Annotated in this window: 20 protein-coding genes; 10 read left to right on the forward strand and 10 right to left on the reverse strand. The window is 52.2% G+C overall.

The features are described from left to right. Positions 1-139 precede the first annotated feature (139 nt). The 4 genes from umuC to HV107_RS21965 all read left to right on the forward strand — a co-directional run bounded on the left by umuC (position 140) and on the right by HV107_RS21965 (position 3,172). On the forward strand, positions 140-1,243 hold the full coding sequence (umuC, locus tag HV107_RS21950; RefSeq protein ID WP_259349655.1) for a translesion error-prone DNA polymerase V subunit UmuC: 1,104 nt from the start codon (positions 140-142) through the stop codon (positions 1,241-1,243). A 368-nt stretch (positions 1,244-1,611) separates the two neighbouring features. Further along, a protein-coding gene (locus tag HV107_RS21955) for an IS1-like element IS1B family transposase (RefSeq protein WP_095033700.1) occupies positions 1,612-2,309 on the forward strand; the annotation gives its coding sequence in 2 pieces (ribosomal slippage) (positions 1,612-1,861 and positions 1,861-2,309; 699 coding nt in all). 46 nt (positions 2,310-2,355) lie between these two features. Next, on the forward strand, positions 2,356-2,685 hold the full coding sequence (locus tag HV107_RS21960) for a hypothetical protein (RefSeq protein ID WP_182060824.1): 330 nt from the start codon (positions 2,356-2,358) through the stop codon (positions 2,683-2,685). A 10-nt stretch (positions 2,686-2,695) separates the two neighbouring features. Continuing rightward, a complete protein-coding gene (locus HV107_RS21965; protein WP_182060825.1) occupies positions 2,696-3,172 on the forward strand; it encodes a hypothetical protein in 477 nt (158 codons plus the stop codon). A gap of 45 nt (positions 3,173-3,217) precedes the next feature. On the opposite strand, the gene HV107_RS21970 is transcribed toward HV107_RS21965, so the two are convergent. Beyond that, positions 3,218-3,799, reverse strand: coding sequence for a nuclear transport factor 2 family protein (locus HV107_RS21970; protein WP_182060826.1), 582 nt, complete (start codon positions 3,797-3,799; stop codon positions 3,218-3,220). Positions 3,800-3,908: 109 nt separating this feature from the next. On the opposite strand from HV107_RS21970, the gene HV107_RS21975 reads away from it, so the two are divergent. Both HV107_RS21975 and HV107_RS21980 read left to right on the forward strand, forming a co-directional pair. Continuing rightward, positions 3,909-4,778, forward strand: coding sequence for a LysR substrate-binding domain-containing protein (locus HV107_RS21975; RefSeq protein ID WP_182060827.1), 870 nt, complete (start codon positions 3,909-3,911; stop codon positions 4,776-4,778). Between the two features lie 84 nt (positions 4,779-4,862). Beyond that, positions 4,863-5,810, forward strand: a complete 948-nt coding sequence (locus tag HV107_RS21980) for a zinc-dependent alcohol dehydrogenase family protein (protein ID WP_182060828.1) — start codon at positions 4,863-4,865, stop codon at positions 5,808-5,810. A 24-nt stretch (positions 5,811-5,834) separates the two neighbouring features. On the opposite strand, the gene HV107_RS21985 is transcribed toward HV107_RS21980, so the two are convergent. Then, a complete protein-coding gene (locus HV107_RS21985; RefSeq protein ID WP_182060829.1) occupies positions 5,835-6,869 on the reverse strand; it encodes an AI-2E family transporter in 1,035 nt (344 codons plus the stop codon). A gap of 423 nt (positions 6,870-7,292) precedes the next feature. On the opposite strand from HV107_RS21985, the gene mdtJ reads away from it, so the two are divergent. From mdtJ to HV107_RS22000, 3 genes are all read left to right on the forward strand, one after another. Next, complete coding sequence (gene mdtJ / locus HV107_RS21990; protein WP_166716786.1) at positions 7,293-7,655, forward strand: multidrug/spermidine efflux SMR transporter subunit MdtJ; 363 nt, start codon at positions 7,293-7,295, stop codon at positions 7,653-7,655. Next, positions 7,642-7,971, forward strand: a complete 330-nt coding sequence (gene mdtI / locus HV107_RS21995; protein WP_182060830.1) for a multidrug/spermidine efflux SMR transporter subunit MdtI — start codon at positions 7,642-7,644, stop codon at positions 7,969-7,971. Before mdtJ ends, mdtI begins: the two co-directional genes overlap by 14 nt. An 84-nt stretch (positions 7,972-8,055) precedes the next feature. Further along, positions 8,056-10,218, forward strand: a complete 2,163-nt coding sequence (locus tag HV107_RS22000; protein ID WP_182060831.1) for an EAL domain-containing protein — start codon at positions 8,056-8,058, stop codon at positions 10,216-10,218. A 1-nt stretch (position 10,219) separates the two neighbouring features. Here the strand turns inward: HV107_RS22000 and HV107_RS22005 are convergent, their stop codons facing one another. The 8 genes from HV107_RS22005 to HV107_RS22040 form a co-directional block, all read right to left on the reverse strand. Continuing rightward, entirely contained in the window at positions 10,220-11,041 is an 822-nt protein-coding gene (locus HV107_RS22005) for a serine protease (RefSeq protein WP_182060832.1), read from the reverse strand. 277 nt (positions 11,042-11,318) lie between these two features. Further along, a complete protein-coding gene (gene asr / locus HV107_RS22010; protein WP_014070043.1) occupies positions 11,319-11,783 on the reverse strand; it encodes an acid resistance repetitive basic protein Asr in 465 nt (154 codons plus the stop codon). Positions 11,784-11,960: 177 nt separating this feature from the next. Beyond that, a complete protein-coding gene (locus HV107_RS22015; protein WP_182060833.1) occupies positions 11,961-12,503 on the reverse strand; it encodes a thioredoxin fold domain-containing protein in 543 nt (180 codons plus the stop codon). A gap of 160 nt (positions 12,504-12,663) precedes the next feature. After that, positions 12,664-14,151 (reverse strand): carboxypeptidase M32, encoded by a 1,488-nt coding sequence (locus HV107_RS22020; protein WP_182060834.1) that lies wholly within the window; start codon positions 14,149-14,151, stop codon positions 12,664-12,666. A 101-nt stretch (positions 14,152-14,252) separates the two neighbouring features. Beyond that, complete coding sequence (locus HV107_RS22025; RefSeq protein WP_182060835.1) at positions 14,253-14,591, reverse strand: DUF1493 family protein; 339 nt, start codon at positions 14,589-14,591, stop codon at positions 14,253-14,255. Then, positions 14,591-15,040, reverse strand: a complete 450-nt coding sequence (locus HV107_RS22030; RefSeq protein WP_182060836.1) for an STM2901 family protein — start codon at positions 15,038-15,040, stop codon at positions 14,591-14,593. The genes HV107_RS22025 and HV107_RS22030 overlap by 1 nt, the downstream gene beginning before the upstream one ends. A 13-nt stretch (positions 15,041-15,053) precedes the next feature. Then, positions 15,054-15,536, reverse strand: a complete 483-nt coding sequence (locus HV107_RS22035; protein WP_182060837.1) for a type VI secretion system tube protein TssD — start codon at positions 15,534-15,536, stop codon at positions 15,054-15,056. Between the two features lie 172 nt (positions 15,537-15,708). Next, positions 15,709-16,962, reverse strand: coding sequence for an MFS transporter (locus tag HV107_RS22040; protein ID WP_182060838.1), 1,254 nt, complete (start codon positions 16,960-16,962; stop codon positions 15,709-15,711). Between the two features lie 122 nt (positions 16,963-17,084). Between HV107_RS22040 and HV107_RS22045 the strand changes: the two genes are divergently transcribed. Then, a complete protein-coding gene (locus HV107_RS22045) occupies positions 17,085-17,990 on the forward strand; it encodes a LysR family transcriptional regulator (RefSeq protein ID WP_182060839.1) in 906 nt (301 codons plus the stop codon). The last annotated feature ends 111 nt before the right edge of the window (positions 17,991-18,101 follow it).

The following is an 18,101-nucleotide window of genomic DNA, read 5'->3' on the forward strand; positions in this document are numbered from 1 at the left end:
TACATGGTCTGGTCCTGCTGTGGCTTCTCGTTCAACTTCCTTACCCGGTTGCTGAGAATGGTAGTTATTTGGTCTGCTTCATGTGGATTACGATATAACTGACGACCATGGCTCATCAACTGAACCAATTTGCATTTGGATGTCCATTTTTCTCTCATTGTGGCTACTAAACACGTTAATAATTTTTGTAGATTTTCTATTCCACATAAATGCCGATCTCAGCAGCCGCGTCATGCAGACGTTAACCGATCTTTCCCCGGCGATAGAGATCTATTCCATTGATGAGGCGTTCGTGAATGTCTCGGGCATCGACAGCTGTATGCCACTGGATATTTTCGGGCACCAGATGCGCAACCAGGTACTGAAAAATACCGGGCTGACGGTGGGCGTGGGGATTGCGCAGACGAAAACGCTGGCAAAGCTTGCGAACTATGCGGCGAAGAAATGGCGCAGTACGGGCGGTGTTGTTGATTTGTCAGACCGCGATCGTCAGCGCAAACTGCTGGCCGCAGTGCCGGTGGAAGAGGTATGGGGTGTTGGGCGGCGGATCACCAAAAAGCTAAATGCGATGGGCATAACCACGGCGCTTGAGCTGGCCGACTGCTCTTCGTGGGTCATCAGGAAACATTTCAACGTGGTTCTGGAGCGCACGGTTCGTGAACTTCGCGGCGAGCGTTGCCTTAGCCTGGAGGAATTTACCCCCACGAAGCAGCAAATCATCTGTAGCCGTTCTTTTGGGCACCGCATTACGCAATACGTTGAGATGCATCAGGCGATTTGCGCTTACGCCGAACGCGCAGCGGAAAAACTGCGTGGCGAGCGCCAGTATTGTCGCTTCATCAGCGTATTTCTGCGGACCAGCCCTCATGCGGATAATGAGGTGTATTACGGCAATCAGGCTTCCGTCACCCTGCTGACGCCGAGCAATGACTCACGTGATATCATCCGTGCCGCTACGCAAGCATTAGAGCGGATATGGCTCGATGGGTATCGCTATATGAAAGCGGGAGTGATGCTGGCCGACTTTTTCAGCTGCGGTGTCGCACAGCTTAATTTGTTCGATGACAACCGCCCGCGTGCCAATAGCATGGCATTGATGGAGGCGATAGACAGGTTAAATCATTCCGGGAAAGGGAAAGTCTGGTTTGCCGGGCAGGGGATCGAGAAAGCCTGGTCGATGAAGCGTGAGATGCTGTCCCCGTCTTATACGACAAAGTATGCGGATTTGCCGGTGGCACGGTAGGGGGAGAATGCCCGTAATTCATTTTAACTCATACTTTTATATCATGCCGTTTTGCACGGATGTGGTTATTTTTATTATGTGCCACTCTCTTTCTGAGGTCATACATGGATATTTCAGCGCATCCGAAACAGTTTAAGGTTAGTGACTTCTCAACCGTTAATTTGACGTCAGGTGTGGGGCGAAAACTGTCTCATAACGACCTGGAGAACAGTTGTGCTATTCCCGTCGGGAGTGTGAATAAAAACAGTGGGATATTTATATTTAGCCTGACGTGTCCGTTCTCGGAAAAAACTTTTATTACTCAGGTTGTTCCGGTGATGCTGCCAACTTACTGATTTAGTGTATGATGGTGTTTTTGAGGTGCTCCAGTGGCTTCTGTTTCTATCAGCTGTCCCTCCTGTTCAGCTACTGACGGGGTGGTGCGTAACGGCAAAAGCACCGCCGGACATCAGCGCTATCTCTGCTCTCACTGCCGTAAAACATGGCAACTGCAGTTCACTTACACCGCTTCTCAACCCGGTACGCACCAGAAAATCATTGATATGGCCATGAATGGCGTTGGATGCCGGGCAACCGCCCGCATTATGGGCGTTGGCCTCAACACGATTTTCCGCCATTTAAAAAACTCAGGCCGCAGTCGGTAACCTCGCGCATACAGCCGGGCAGTGACGTCATCGTCTGCGCGGAAATGGACGAACAGTGGGGATACGTCGGGGCTAAATCGCGCCAGCGCTGGCTGTTTTACGCGTATGACAGGCTCCGGAAGACGGTTGTTGCGCACGTATTCGGTGAACGCACTATGGCGACGCTGGGGCGTCTTATGAGCCTGCTGTCACCCTTTGACGTGGTGATATGGATGACGGATGGCTGGCCGCTGTATGAATCCCGCCTGAAGGGAAAGCTGCACGTAATCAGCAAGCGATATACGCAGCGAATTGAGCGGCATAACCTGAATCTGAGGCAGCACCTGGCACGGCTGGGACGGAAGTCGCTGTCGTTCTCAAAATCGGTGGAGCTGCATGACAAAGTCATCGGGCATTATCTGAACATAAAACACTATCAATAAGTTGGAGTCATTACCGGTTGTTCCAATGCTAAGGTCAGGGAAAAGTATGGTGATGGCCAATTTTATCCGTAATGATTACGATTTAAATATTTGGATCAGACTGGCAAAAATAAAAGCAGCCTACAGGATGTCAGTAGTATCAGCACTTTATAAGTATGAGTTTGATGGCCGTATTAGCACTGAGTTTGATGGTCAACGGAAAAACTATAATGATATCCAGGAAATGCTGGACAAGATATTATCGAATGTGCCAATAGATAAAGTAAATACCAGTTATACCCCAGAGCGTGCGGCAATATCTTCACTGGTGACAACGGCAGGCCTTAATCAGTTATATGGTGTGACTGCAACACCCTATATGGGGAATGTAAAGTGAGGATGCCATCATGAACATGAACCGCCGATGCTTTTTACTATCATCGTTCTCCTGTCTGTTTCTGACGTTATATCCACGGTTGTCCTTCGCCGGGTGTACGCAAGGAGATGATGTTAAGAACTTTAACGCGAATAAGACCGTGCCCTCCCATTCAGAAGGCATGGTGGCGGTTATCGTGAACTGGTATAACTCGACCGTCGTTGTACCCTTGTTAATCTCGGCTGCGGTTATTATGTCAAGTAATCCTCTGATTCATCCGGACTCCGGGACTAAAACTGCCCAGGACAGCGCGAATACCGATGTATCTGAAGCACAGCAACGTGCTGTGTTGTCAGATCTCATCGATAAAGCGATGACGGCAGCTTCGCCGAGCGATTTTTTCCCATCCGAGCATGGTAGTTTCGCTCAGGGCGGTGGCGGGTTCAACGGTGGTATTGGCGGCGGGGGCGGAAGTCATTTGACGGATAAGCCATTCAAAGGAGATTAACCCGTTACCGGTGTTAATCCCCGCAGGCGACAGGGCGTAAAACACTCAGGCTGACAGCCAGCGTTGCGCATCCGCTTTCATTTTTGTTTCCAGTTCGCTGCCCCTGGTGGCAAATACGCGCCCGAGTGGGAATCCGCTCTGTTCCAGTAAATACGCCAGTGCTGCATATTCCCGGGGGTACTTTTCGGCAGTACGCCGATCAATTTCAACCGGGCCCAGCGGGAAGGTAAACGTACCCATGTCATAAATACTCTGACGGCGGAACAGCTTCCAGACACCTTCTCTTTTTTCCGCCAGATCATAAAAACGATTGTGGCATTCACAGCCGATATTCAGCTTTACGTTTTCCGCGATGATGATGGCATTCGTTTCAAGGATGGCTTTATCTCCGTTAGCATTAAAGGTCACCGCGGGAGAGGCGATAAGGTGCTTGGTCCGTAAATCCGATGTGCCCATACGCATTGAACCCTTCACAAAATCGCTTCCCAGCCCTTCAAACCAGGTGATTTCAATCGTGCCGTCGGGATGGAACAATTCATTTAGCTGCTCCCATTCGCCCAGATCCCGGTGCATCCAGCCGTTCATCAGGTCATTAAGTTGCTGGCGGTCATTTTGTTGATTACGCATGGTCGTTGCTCCTGTTGTTTGACGGGGTTCAGTTTGCCGTCTGATAAAGCTAAAATGAAATATATAGATATTACCGATCAATCAATTTTAGTTATTGATGGGGTTCAGTATGGAATTACGTCACCTGCGCTATTTTCTGGCCGTCGCTGAAGAGGGGCATTTTGGCCGCGCCGCGGAACGACTCAACATTGTGCAACCCGCGTTGAGTATGCAGATAAAGGCCCTTGAAACCGAGCTGGGGGGCGCTCTTTTTATTCGCACCAGCCGCCGGGTTGAGCTTACCGAGGCGGGCGTGCTGTTACTCACTGAAGCCAGACGAACGCTTGAGCAGGCAGAACATACCCGGCTCACCGTTGAGCGCGCCATGCGTGGGGAAACGGGGCGGGTCAGGGTAGGGTTTGCCGGTAATGCTATCTTTAGCGGGAAGTTGATAGCGGACCTGCGTCTATTTCATCAACGCTTTCCTGATGCAGAGCTGATGATTCAGGAAGTTGGCCCGCAGGAGCAGGTCGATGCCATTCTTGCCGGGCATCTGGACATTGGTTATACCCCGGCGCACAGCAATATCGCAGGGCCGGACATTGCCGTCAGGCGCATTGGCGACTGGGAAATCCTGGTCGCACTGACTGAGGAAAGTCCTCTCGCACAGTATGCAGACTTAACGATAGAGATGCTTGCCGGGCAACCTCTTGTTTTATATGACGCGCACGATACCCATGAACATCTGTTTATCATGCTGACGCAACGGCTTGGGGAGCAGTGTCATATTGCCTACCGCTCCGGCAGTACGCTGAGTATTCTGGCGATGGCGGCTACCGGGCTGGGTCTGGCGTTAATCCCGGCCCCGTTGCAACAGGTACATATTCCAGGGCTGGTCTATCGTCGGCTGAATGAGCCGGATTTAACCGCCAATCTGGTGATTATCAGCCGGGAAAAAGAACCCAGCGAAGCGGTAAAAGCCTATCTCAGGCTGGTATAAAAGGGGCGCACTAAAGGGTGTGCATTTGCTGACGCAGCTTCTGGCGGCGTATCAGCCGGTCTGATTCTGTTCGGTGAGAAAGTCATGAATAACCTCGCTCTCTGGTATCGCCGTTTTGGCGAACCTGCGTCCGTCCTGCAACCTGAAATCACTGTACCTGGCGTGCTAAAACCGGGGGCGCTGCGGGTGCGTATGCGCTATTCCCCGGTCAATGCCTCCGATCTTATCCCCATTACCGGTGCCTATCGTCACCGCACGCCATTACCGGCTGTAGCGGGTTATGAAGGGGTGGGAGAGGTGACAGAAGCGCCCGCTGCGTTCGCGCATCTTCTGGGCAAGCGCGTGCTGCCGCTGCGGGGGCAAGGCACCTGGCAGCAGTATGTTGATTGTCCGGCGGAATATGCGATCCCGGTGCCGGAAGAGGTTCACTCGCACCTTGCCGCGCGGGCATACATTAACCCGCTGGCCGCCAGGATGATGCTAAACCTCTATCCGCCGCAGGGGAAACGGGTGCTGCTAACGGCCGCAGGTTCGGATTGCGCTATTTTGCTCGGGCAGTGGGCGCGCAGTGCCGGGGCTAAAGAGGTATACGGAATTCACCGCTCGCCTGTTCATGGCGAACGGCTGGCTGCGATGGGCATTATCCCGATAGATCAAGGTAATACGGCGATGGTGACCGCCGTCGCCGCGCGTGCGGACGTGGTGTACGATGCCACGGGCGGCAGCCTGGCAGAAACCCTTCTGAGCCTGATGCCCGAAGAAGGAATATTTGTCTGTTATGGCCTGCTTAGCGGGCAAACGTTCCGGCAGCAACGGGCCTTTCCACGTGTGGAGTGGTTCCATATTCGCAATTACCTGGATGCGCTGAGCGTGGCGGCGTGGCAGACGGAATTCCGGCACATCTGGCCGATGCTGTGTGCAAGCCAGTACAGAAACGTCACGGTTTATCCGCTGACACAGTGGCAGGCGGCGTTACAGTACTACCGCCAGGCCGGGAGAGTCAGTAAGCCGCTGCTGGATATGAACCTGTAAGCCCCTGACAGGCAGGGGCCACACTTACTTATGGCTCATGTCGCTGAGCAAAATGGCGATGCTTTGCCCACCCGCCGTTTGCTCCAGACCAATTTTCACAATGATGGTCAGCGGCACGGAAAGCAACATACCGACCGGGCCGAGCAGCCAGCCCCAGAAAATCAGGGACAAAAACACCACCAGAGTGGAAAGCCCAAGCCCGCGTCCCATCATTCGCGGCTCCAGGATGTTGCCGAAGACCAGGTTAATCACCAGATAGGCCGCCAGTAAAATGAGTGCATCGTAAAACCCGCTGAAGACCAGCACCTGAAGGATGGGCGGAATAGCCGCCAGCACCGAGCCGATATTGGGAATATAGTTAAGCGCAAAGGCCAGCAGCCCCCATACGAACGCAAAACGGACATCCAGCGCGACGAGCATCCCCCAGACAACCAGCCCCGTGACCAGGCTAATGGCTGTTTTCAGCACCAGATAGCGCGAAACGCTATCCAGCGCGCGTTGAATCGCACCCATGCCTTCCACAGGACGAGTCATTATCTGTTGCAGCTTTGCCGGCAGTTGCGGCACTTCAAGCAGCATGAAGACCACCGTTAAAAACAGCAGGAAAATAGACGTCATAGCATTCGAAAGCTGTGCCAGCAGGCTGGTGACAAGGGTCATGGCAGCATTGGGATCGATATACTTCAGCAGCTCCTCAACCGACACCTCAATACCCGCACGTTGCAGCCAGGGCTCAATTTGCAGCAGCGGGATCACCAGCGATGAACGATATTTAGGCAGCGTACGTGCCAGCTCGTTCAGGGAGGTTCCCAGATACGCCACCAACAGCACCATGGCGACAATGATGATGCCAATCAGAAGCGTAATGGCCAGCACGCGAGGTATGCGGAGACGGACCATGCGCTGAACCAGCGGGTTGAGTATCACGGCAATAAAAAGCGCGAGAATAAAGGGCACAATGATGTCCGCCGCAAAACGGACGCCCGTCAGAATGATCACCAACATGCCCAGCATGATGACAATTTTAAGCCCGTTCAGGGTAATGATGGGTTTAGCCATGGAGATTCCTGAAATAATTCTTTTATTTATAATAGATGCGAATGCCGTTTCAATAAACTAACCGAGGTCAAACAGGGTGGGTAAAGAATTGAAAAGACTTTGAGTAAATTCCTGGCTTATGGTACAAATCAGGCGTGTTCAACTACCGAGGACAATTTTCATCCGCAAAGACGAGAAGCAAGATCGCGGATAATTGTGATTTTATGGACAATTTGTTCAGGACGTACATTTCAAAAAACACCGCTGTATTTTCTACCTCCTTCTGCCTTCTGTCTGGTGAGCAACACTGGCGCACCGCGCTATAGTCACGTCTTCTGCCTGAGCTGGCGCTATGCGCTTAGCTATCTGATTTAATTTCATATTTTTTTGGTTTGCCGTCTGAGGCGAGCCACGATGGATTATATTCTCAAGCAGGAGAAGAACATGTTTTACTGGATTTTATTAGCTCTGGCTATCGTCGCTGAAATTACCGGCACCTTGTCTATGAAATGGGCAAGTGTCAGTGATGGCAACACTGGCTTTATTTTAATGCTGGTGATGATTTCACTTTCCTATATTTTCCTGTCCTTTGCGGTAAAGAAAATTGCGCTGGGTGTGGCCTATGCATTGTGGGAAGGTGTCGGTATTTTGTTGATTACGCTGTTCAGCGTCATGTTATTTGACGAAGCATTATCAACCATGAAAATTGCCGGACTGACGACCCTGGTTGCCGGGATTGTGCTGATTAAATCGGGTACACGTAAACCGACAAAACAGCTGAAGGAGAAGACCCATGCAGCAGTTTGAATGGATCCACGCGGCCTGGCTGGCGTTCGCCATTGTGCTGGAAATTGCGGCCAACGTCTTTCTGAAGTTCTCCGATGGTTTTCGCCGTAAATTTTACGGCCTGATGTCCATTGCCGCTGTGCTGGGCGCGTTCAGTGCGCTGTCGCAGGCGGTAAAAGGTATCGATTTGTCAGTGGCCTATGCGTTGTGGGGCGGATTTGGTATCGCCGCAACGCTTGCCGCTGGCTGGATCCTTTTCGGCCAGCGTTTAAATAACAAAGGCTGGATAGGGCTGGTGCTATTGTTATTAGGTATGGTGATGATAAAACTCGCCTGACACGAATACAGCCAGTTTTTACAGGCAGCGAAATCCGTTGCCTGTATTACTCTTAGAAAAGCATAACTTTGAAGAGGATGGCCGATGTATCTCACCTTAAGCTGGCGCAATATCCCCACGGCAAAAACGCTGTTCGTCATGATATTCATGGCGGGGATCGGCTTAATTGTGTCTGTTATCGCGTTGCTTTACCTGTCTCTTCATCTTATCAGTACCAAAACCAATGAAATTGATGAACACCGCACCGCGCTATCGGTTCAGGGGGCGATCCAGACATCTGTTAATCGTGTCTCTTCGCTGGTGATTGATAATGCCGTCTGGGACGACGCCGTACGTGAGCTTTATAGCCCTAAACTGGATACCGAATGGCTGTATAAAACCTGGGGCGCTGGTTTTAAAATCAATAATCTTTACGATGGTACATTTGTACTGGATGAACATTTCAATGTGCTGTGGGGATCATTTCAGAGCCAACCTTTTACGGAAAAGAATCTTTCGTTTTTTGGTTCAGGCCTGAAAGCGTTGATTGATAAGCACAGCAGCGCATTAGCCAAAGACAAGAATATTTACGCCGGGATCACCCGCACACGTAACGGCGTGGCGTTTATTGGTATCGGGCTTGTTCGCCCGATGGTAGGGCCGCTCCAGATTAGCGGCGATACGCGCCGTTATCTGGTCATTACCCGCCATCTTAATTCCCAGATTTTGTCCGATCTGGGTGCCACGTTTCAGATAGACCGTCTCAATTATACGCCCAATAAGATCAACGATATGAGTATGCCGCTCAACAGTTCGGCCGGGGAGCTTCTGGGCTATCTCAACTGGCAGGCGCGTCTTCCGGGGGCGCAGGCGGCGATAGCGGCCTCGTCAGACATCACGCAAATCGTGGTCCTGGCGGCTGCCCTGATCTTGCTGTTTATTCTTGTGAGTAGCGTGGGGCTGTATAAGCTTGCCAGGGGGGAAAGTCAGGCCCGGCTGGTGGCGCGAACGGACTGGCTAAGCCACTTACCCAACCGACGCGCGTTGATAGAAGCGCTGGATAAGGTCAGCCTGCGCGGCGATATTGACGTGAAAAGCGTGGTATTCATCGATCTTGATGGCTTTAAGGATGTGAACGATATCTATGGCCACAGCGTCGGTGACGACTTAATCATCGCCATTGCAAAAACACTGCGTGAACGGGTCCCGCCTGGCGGGATGCTGGCGCGTATGGGGGGTGATGAGTTTGCCATGACCATAGGTGGCGATCGCTCGGAGGCGCAGGCGTCAGCCTTTGCCGGGGCGGTGCTCGACTTCCTCAATAGCCCGATTCGCCTGGGGGAGCGCACGATTCATATCAGCGCCAGCATCGGAATTGCCAGTGGAACCTTAATTGAGTGCACCAGCTCTGAGCTGTTCCGTCGGGCCGATATTGCCATGTATCACGCCAAAATGACCGGAAAAGGGCGGGTTACACACTACGATGCAGAGCTCAACAGCGTGCGGGAACGGCAGCTGGCACTTGAAAACCAGATTCGTAGCGGTCTTGAACGTGATGAGTTTGAGGTCTGGTATCAGCCGATTATTGATGCGCGTAGCCAGAAAATGACCAGCGTCGAAGCACTTGTACGCTGGCCGCGCCGCCCGGAAGGGGAACTTGGCCCGGACACCTTTATTACAATTGCTGAAACCAGTGGCCTGATTTATAAGCTCGGTCAGTTTGTCCTGCACCGGGCCTGTAGCGATCTGGAGCCTTTTGGTGATTTAAAACTATCCGTTAATATCTCTCCGGCGCAGTTCCGCGACCCTGAGTTTGAAGATAAGGTCGCCAACGTGCTGGATATCACCCATTTCCCGGCGAACAGACTCCAGCTTGAAGTGACGGAAACCTATGTTCTGGAAAACCCGGAGCGTGCACGTTCAGCGATAGTTAACCTGAAAGCGCTGGGTACGGCGGTTGCGCTGGATGATTTTGGCACGGGCTATTCAAGCATCGGCTATCTGCGCCGATTCAATTTCGACACCATCAAAATAGACAAATCGCTGGCCGGGCTGGTGGATAACGACGAACAGGCCGCCGCGCTGGTGAGTGGCACGGTGCGCATCGCTAACGCGCTGGGGATGGCAGTGGTGGCGGAAGGGGTGGAAAACGAAAAACAGATGAAACTCTTACGGCTGGCAGGCTGCGATCAGTTGCAGGGATTCTGGTTCAGCCAGCCGATGCCGATTGAGGCAATTATTGAGTTACGTCAGGTCAGACAGTGCTGACCTACTGCTGCGCCAGCGCTTCGAGTCTGTCGCGAAAACCGGTAACGGACAACGCGCGGTTATCGGCACGCCATCTGTCTTTAGCGGCAGGCGCAGAGCTTTGAACGCCAATCAGCTGCCAGCCGTTGTCTGTTTTCAGCATCAGCGGCGAACCGCTATCACCCGGTAAGGTATCGCACTGATGTGACAACACGCTGTTTTGCGCCCAGCCCGTGACAATACAATCTGCATGGGTGTAAAGCGAATCCAGGTGATCAACCGGGTAACCCGATTGTGTCACTTTGCGGTCAGCGGCCTTCAGCGCGGCAGTCAGTGCGGCTTTGTCACCGTCAAACAGCGGCAGTGGCGTAATGCCTGACGGCGGGTAACGTAACACCACCAGACCAAAATCCCAGGACGCCGCAGCTGGCGGCACAATCCATCCATCACCATCCGGTTTCAGGCGTTTGCCCAGCGACGGGTCGACCCGGCCTTCAATTCCGTGGATCTCATATCGCCACACCCCTTTTTGCGACACAAAGCGCAACGCAACGGCTTTATCCGGTTTGCCGTTTGGCGGTGTTAACAGGCAGTGGCCTGCGGTCAGTGCAAGCTGAGGGGTAATTAAGGTGGCAGTACATAAGTTGCCGCTGGCGGTTTCCAGCTGGCCAATAGCATCCCACGGGGGCTGAGTAGGGTTGGTAACACGCGTACGATCGTCATGACCAAAAAAAAGCGTCTTTACATCTTTGGCGCTCATGGTGTCATCGCCACCATCATCCGCATGTGAAAAGCCAGAAAAAAGAGTAAACGTTCCCAGTAACAACACTACAGATTTACGCATATCACACTCTGGTGGGGGTAATTATGATTATTAAAAGTGAACCCTATGAAAATACTATAGACGGGACGGCGTTAAAGTGGGAGTAAAATCAGCGTGCTACATTCAGGAAAGATAAAAGTGGCTTGCGATGAGCGCGCATAAAATAAGCAGAATAAGAATGAGCTCAAACCGATAGCGTCGCAGCATACGCCCTCCGGATAAAAAAACGGCGCTGTACCTTTCCGGTTCAGCGCCGGTTTACCAACGTGCCCCGAAGGGCACGGTTAAGCTTGTACTCTTACGCAGCTGGCTGTGCAGCTGGTTTAGCAGCTTCGTGTTTTACTGCTTTTTTGTGGTGCTTTTTAGCAGCCTGAGCTTTCTGCTCTACAGCCGGTTTAGCGGCTTTCTTGTGGTGCTTTTTAGCAGCCTGAGCTTTCTGCTCTACAGCTGGTTTAGCGGCTTTTTTGTGGTGCTTTTTAGCAGCCTGAGCTTTCTGCTCTACAGCTGGCTTAGCGGCTTTTTTGTGGTGTTTTTTAGCAGCCTGCGCTTTCTGTTCAGTTGGCGCTGCGGTTGCCGGAGCTGCTGCTTCTTTTTTCACAGCTGCTTTATGATGTTTCTTGTGGTGAACCGCTTTTGCTGGCGCTGCGGTGGTAGTTGCAGCTGGAGCAGCAGCTGGTGCAGGAGTTGCAGTAGTTTCAGCAGCAAATGCAGCAGAAGACAGACCCATAGCAGCGGCAACAACCAGAGCTAATACTTTATTCATTCTCATACCCTCGAATTTGGCTTTTCATTTAACCCCACTGCGGGGCCGTTGAAAGAACTATATCCCTGTAAACCCGAGGTTTCCGTGAGTGATTGGTATCGGCGTGTAACGTAATGTACAAAGGCAGGTACAAGGTGTACGAACAAGGCAGCACGCGCCTGTTCGTACACTGCGGGGCTATTTCTTCAGGGCGGCAAGGATGGCCGCGGGTGGCTGGCTGCCTACGATTGAACGTGATTCAGGTTCGATCACCACCATAATTGGCGTGATGCGGATACCCAGTCTTTCGGCCAGAGCGGATTGCCGCTCGACCAGCGCAGAACAGGCCGGAGTCGAGTCGTTATCGGGTAAAAAACCGGTCATCGCTTTTTGCAGACTTTTCACCTTATCGGCGGAACACCAGACGCGCCCCATGTCTTCAATCACAGAATCACGAATAGAGTCGGGGGCGACGGTCACAAACGACATCGTCAAACCGGCATCCGTATATTGCTTAACGTTTTTCACCACATTGCTACAGTAGACGCACTGGTTATCAATAAACACCAGCAGCTTGTACTTTTCAGCAGGAGCCTGAAACGTGATGGGCTGGAGGTCAGCCAGAGAGTGTGTAATATCGTCGTACGCTTCTTTTGGCGTGTTATCCGTGGCGGCGAAGGTACTCAGACTCGTCGCACACAGCATGGCTAAGGCCATCGTTTTCATTTTGCCTTTCATCATTCATCCCTTTATTTATTTTTTATGCCTGGCCTGATAACGGTTTATTTCTGGGCCAGAAAAGGAATTATGGCATTAAGCGCAAGCGTCAGGATATGCACAAAATCATATTCTTAGTGCGTAAATTAGGGGGGGTGGCCGGAGCGAACTCCGGCAGAATGCATTACAGGTAACGCGCGGTCAGGTGTTCACGGAAATAACGGATATTCAGATCTTCCCCGGTCGCCTGGGTAATTAACTGCGAGGTGCTAAAGCGGCTGCCATGCTGCCAGATATTCTGGCGCAGCCAGTCAAACAGGGCAGAGAAATCACCGTCTGCAACAGACGCCTGAAGCCCGGGCAGTGCGGTTTTCGCCGCGTGGAAGAGCTGTGCGGCGTACATGGCACCGAGGGTGTAAGACGGGAAGTAACCAAAGCCGCCGTCGGTCCAGTGGATGTCCTGCATACAGCCATTGCGGTAGTTGTCTTTGGTGGACAACCCAAGCCAGGCCTGCATTTTCTCATCCCACAGAGCCGGGATATCATCGACTTCGATCTCACCATTAATCAGTGCGCGTTCAATTTCATAGCGCAGCACAACATGCGCCGGATAACTCACTTCATCGGCATCGACACGAATGTAGCCAGGCTTCACGCGCTGGTTCCAGGCAATAAAGTTCTCTTCGCTAAAGGCGGCCTGGCTACCGAAACGGGCATGTACGGCAGGAAGCAGATGTTTCAGGAATGCGTTACTGCGACCAAGCTGCATTTCAAAGAACAGACTCTGTGATTCGTGGATTGCCGTGGATCGCGCCTGTGCGATGGGTTGACCCGCCCAGGCACGCGGCAGGTTTTGCTCGTAGCGGGCATGACCGGTTTCGTGAACCACGCCAAACAGCGCGCTCAGCAGTTCATCTTCATCATAACGCGTGGTGATACGCACATCCTCTGGCACGCCGCCGCAGAACGGGTGAGCGCTAACGTCCAGACGACCGGCGTTAAAATCGAAGCCGAGCATTTTCATGGCTTCCAGACCCAGCTCCCGCTGATCGGCGGTCGCGAAGGGGCCTTGCGGTGGGACAAACGACTGTTGGGACTGTTTTTCCACTACCTTCGCCAGCAGGTCTGGCAGCCAGGATTTCATATCAGCAAACAGCACATCCAGGCGGGCGCTGGTCATGTCCGGCTCAAAAATATCCAGCAGGGCATCGTAAGGTGAGCAACCTTTCGCCTCTGCACGCAGGCGGGCTTCTTCCCGGCTCAGCCTGACCACTTCCTTCAGGTTTGCAGAAAAACCCTGCCAGTCATTTGCCGGACGCTGCGAACGCCAGGCGTGCTCACATTTACTGCCCGCCAGAGACTTCGCTTCCACAAGCGTTTCCGGCAGCAGTGACGCCTGCTGATAGTGGCGCGTCATTTCACGCAGGTTTGCCTGTTCCACGTCATTCAGATCTTCGCTTTGCGCTGCGGCCAGCCAGTCGCCCACTTTCTTGTCCGTCAGGATCTGGTGCTGCAAGACGCTCATCTCAGCCAGGGCTTCACCCCGGGCAGCGCTGCCGCCTGGCGGCATCATGGTGAACATATCCCAACTGGCGATGGAGGAGAGATGCGAGAAGCGGGAGAGACGCTGGAAGGTGCGGGTGAGTTCCTGATAAGCAACATTTTTTTGCATAGTTATTGTTCTCGTTCGGCTGGATGTGTTTTGGGAGTTTAACGTGATTTTCAGAGGATTAATGCATTTTTGATACGAGGGGCGTGAAGCCCCTCGTCAGTTCAGTCGTAGAGCCATTTGCCTGCTTTTGCGGACTCTGCAAACATTCTTACGGTCAACGGGATGCGGTTTGCTTCTACTTCTTCACGCTTTAACTTGAACCAGCGCTTTAATAAAGGTGTATTCTGCCAGGGGAAATAACGAGACCAATTCACACCAGACAAATCCACATTAAACTCTTTCTCGTACCGGTTTAATGCATCATGAAAGTCATCACCTGGAGAGCCGAATAAATCAGAATCGAGTTCCAGCAATATCTCATTCCAGTCATCGTCAAGTTCACGTGAAATTTCATCGTTGAACATATCAAGAACTTTAGAGGTAATTTCGTCAGTTAACATTAGAATGAGGTCCACTGTATACGGTCTTTAGGTCGTGCAATCAGGTTATATTTCTCCTGAGTGCGCGTCGAAATCCTGTAAAGGGAGGTAACTAATGATCCCCAACCCAACCAGGGACAATAGCGGGCAATAACAGCGGCAAGACTGGTTGTTGTTCTCATCCTGACTCCCACCGGCGTTTTTACTCGAATTCCGAATGGGGTTTTAACATCCTTCAAAATCATTCGTGCGTACTTTGAAATTACGCTTGTTCCTTTAATGGCTGTCCCTGGCTTAGTTCGGGTACCTAGCCATGGTTGCCCACCCAAAATTGCCGCACCTGAAACGGCATCTATCCCTAATTCCAGGCAGAACTCCTCCAGAAAAATGATCTCGAGTAACTCACCCGGAGTGACGTTTGAATGGCCTCTGTAGAAGTAGGTTCCGTTAATCTCTTCGGTCGTATCCATACCAATACCCCAGTTAAGCCGTCGCCCGTTCATTCCATGCGTCAGAGAAAATAATATTGCCGTCGTTATGCTTCCACGTAATTTTCTCATAGCGCAATTCAACAGTTTCGAGGTGATTGTTATTGTTGTCGCCCGGAGCGGCCATGGCAGGTGATACAGAAACTATCCGCACGCCTTCAAGAAGAATATTGAAGTATTCCGCTTCCAGACCAGCGTCATTAATCTTATAGAACTTGAGTTCGGCTTTTTGCAGAGCCTGACCAGTGGCGACGGCTTTATAGAGATAGGGTGATGAGTAATCGAATTCCTTTACGATCATCATCGGAGAGTGGATACGTTTACCAGTAGGTTGACCTGTCAGGTTATCGGTTGGCGTCGAAAGATTATGATGAAACCCTTTGAACTCAATGCTGTATTCTCTGTGCTGCACATCACAACCGCCTTTGATAAGCGTGCCGCCATCATCGTACAACCACATATTGCCTGGAATAGCCATGTCAAAATCCCTCTTTATGCCATAAAGAAGACAAGCTTAGGGAAAGAGGATATGACGGGTATATGTACGAAATAGCTATAATGCGTTGATTATACTTAACGTTGAATTAAGTAAAATTAATCTGGAAAAGATAAACCCCGCATAATCGGTTATACGGGGTCATTGAGGAACATTATTTCAAACGCCGGTGAAGGCTACTCCCCACCAGCAGCGCCATACACAGCATCAGCGCAATAAACCCGCCCACACCGTTCCAGCCGTAGTTATGCCAGAACACACCGCCGAGCGTCCCGGCGATACTGGATCCCAGATAATAGCTGAACAAGTACAGCGATGAGGCCTGGCCTTTGGCGCGGCGCGCGCGTGGGCCAATCCAGCTGCTGGCGACCGAGTGTGCGGCGAAGAAGCCTGCGGAGAAGAGCAGCATCCCGGCGAAAATCATCCACAGCGAGGAGAACAGCGTCATCAGCAGACCGAGCAGCATCACGCCTGTTGAGACCAGCATAACCGGGCCACGTCCAAAGCGCGCGGTCATCGCCCCGGCTTTGGGTGAGCTCCAGGTGCCGGTGAGATAGGCGACAGAGAGCAGGCCGACCACCGCCTGGCTAAGATGCCACGGAGAGAGCATCAGCCGATAACCAATATAGTTGAACAAGGTCACGAACGAACCCATCAACAGAAAGCCGGTCAGGAACAGCCGCGGCAGCCCTTTATCGCGCCAGTGCAGACGGAAGTTGATAAACAGCGTTTTCGGACGCAGGGACGTCGGGCGGAAATGGCGTGATTCAGGCAGAATTTTCCAGAACATCAGCGCAGAGGCCAGGGCAAAGCAGCCAATGACCGCCAGCGCAATACGCCAGTTAAAGAAGTCCGTAAACACCCCGCTCAGCAAGCGTCCGCTCATTCCACCGATCGAGTTACCACTGATATACAGCCCCATCGAGAAGGCCACAAAACTGGGGTGGATCTCTTCGCTGAGGTAGGTCATCCCGACCGCAGCGACCCCGCTAAGCGATAAACCAATCAGGGCACGCATCACCAGGATGCCGTGCCAGCTGGTCATCATGGTTGAAAGCAGCGTACAGACGGAGGCCAGCATTAATGCCGTTACCATAACCTGCTTGCGGCCAATGGCATCTGAAAGTGGCCCGGTAAACAGCAAACCGATAGCCAGCATCCCGGTGGAAATTGAGAGCGAAATACTGCTGCTGGCAGGGGATACGCCAAATTCATGGGACAAGACCGGCAGAATAGGCTGAACGCAATACAGCAGGGCAAAGGTTGCCAGGCCTGCTGAGAAGAGCGCCAGCGTGACGCGCATAAATTGAGGAGTACCACGTTTAATGAACTGAACCGGCTGTGATGCTGGGGGTAAATCATCGATATCGCTTGCCGGCGCGATATCAATGGTTGTTGTACGACTCACACAGTTTCCTTGCTTAAACATCCCCGTGATTGGCTGGTGACGGGTATGACCACGTGATCAGGGTAGGAAAATGTAAATATTCTGTCTAATATATTAATAATCTCAAATGATACTTTAAAAATATGAATATCGAACTGCGTCACCTGCGCTACTTTATTGCCGTGGCAGAAGAGCTGCATTTTGGTCGCGCTGCTGCCCGTCTGAATATCTCCCAGCCACCGTTAAGCCAGCAAATTCAGATCCTGGAGCAGCAAATTGGGGCGCGCTTACTGGCACGGACTAACCGCAGTGTGAGCCTGACGGCAGCGGGGAAACAGTTTCTTGTCGATAGCCGCCAGATCCTGAGCATGGTCGATGACGCTGCCGCCAGGGCAGAGCGACTCTACCTGGGGGAGGCCGGTGAACTGCGCATTGGTTTTACCTCATCCGCCCCCTTTATCAGCGCGGTATCGGCCACGCTTTCGTCGTTTCGCCGTCATTTCCCGGATGTCCATATTCAGACCCGTGAAATCAACACCCGCGAACAAATCGCCCCGCTGAATGAAGGCTCGCTTGACCTGGGCCTGATGCGAAACACCCAGCTGCCGGACTCGCTTGAATGGCAGGTTATCCTGCGTGAGCCGCTGATGGCGATGATCCCGCATGATCACCCGCTGGCCTCGCGCGCCACGGTATCACTGGCTGAACTGGCTAAAGAGCCGTTCGTCTTTTTCGACCCGCAGGTAGGAACCGGGTTATATGACGACATTCTGGGGCTGATGCGTCGTTACGGTCTTACCCCGACAATTACGCAAGAAGTGGGCGAGGCGATGACCATTATCGGCCTGGTAGCCGCCGGGCTTGGCGTTTCTATCCTTCCAGCTTCGTTTAAGCGGGTACAGTTGCGGGAAATGCGCTGGGTGGCCATTGAGGAGGACGATGCCATTTCTGAGATGTGGCTGGTATGGTCAAAACACCGGGAACTCAGTCATGCGGCACAGCGTTTCAAAACGCAGCTGATGACGGCTTCGCGGGGGCGAAATGTTTAAGGAAAGCGGGAAAAAATGTGCAGTAAATCACATGGCTAAGTAAATATTTGACGAGCACCATTGAAGTGCTTCACCATAGCCCACAGTTTATTTCGAAGCTCGAAAATAAGG

Source organism: Enterobacter sp. RHBSTW-00175, assembly GCF_013927005.1.
Lineage (GTDB): Bacteria > Pseudomonadota > Gammaproteobacteria > Enterobacterales > Enterobacteriaceae > Enterobacter.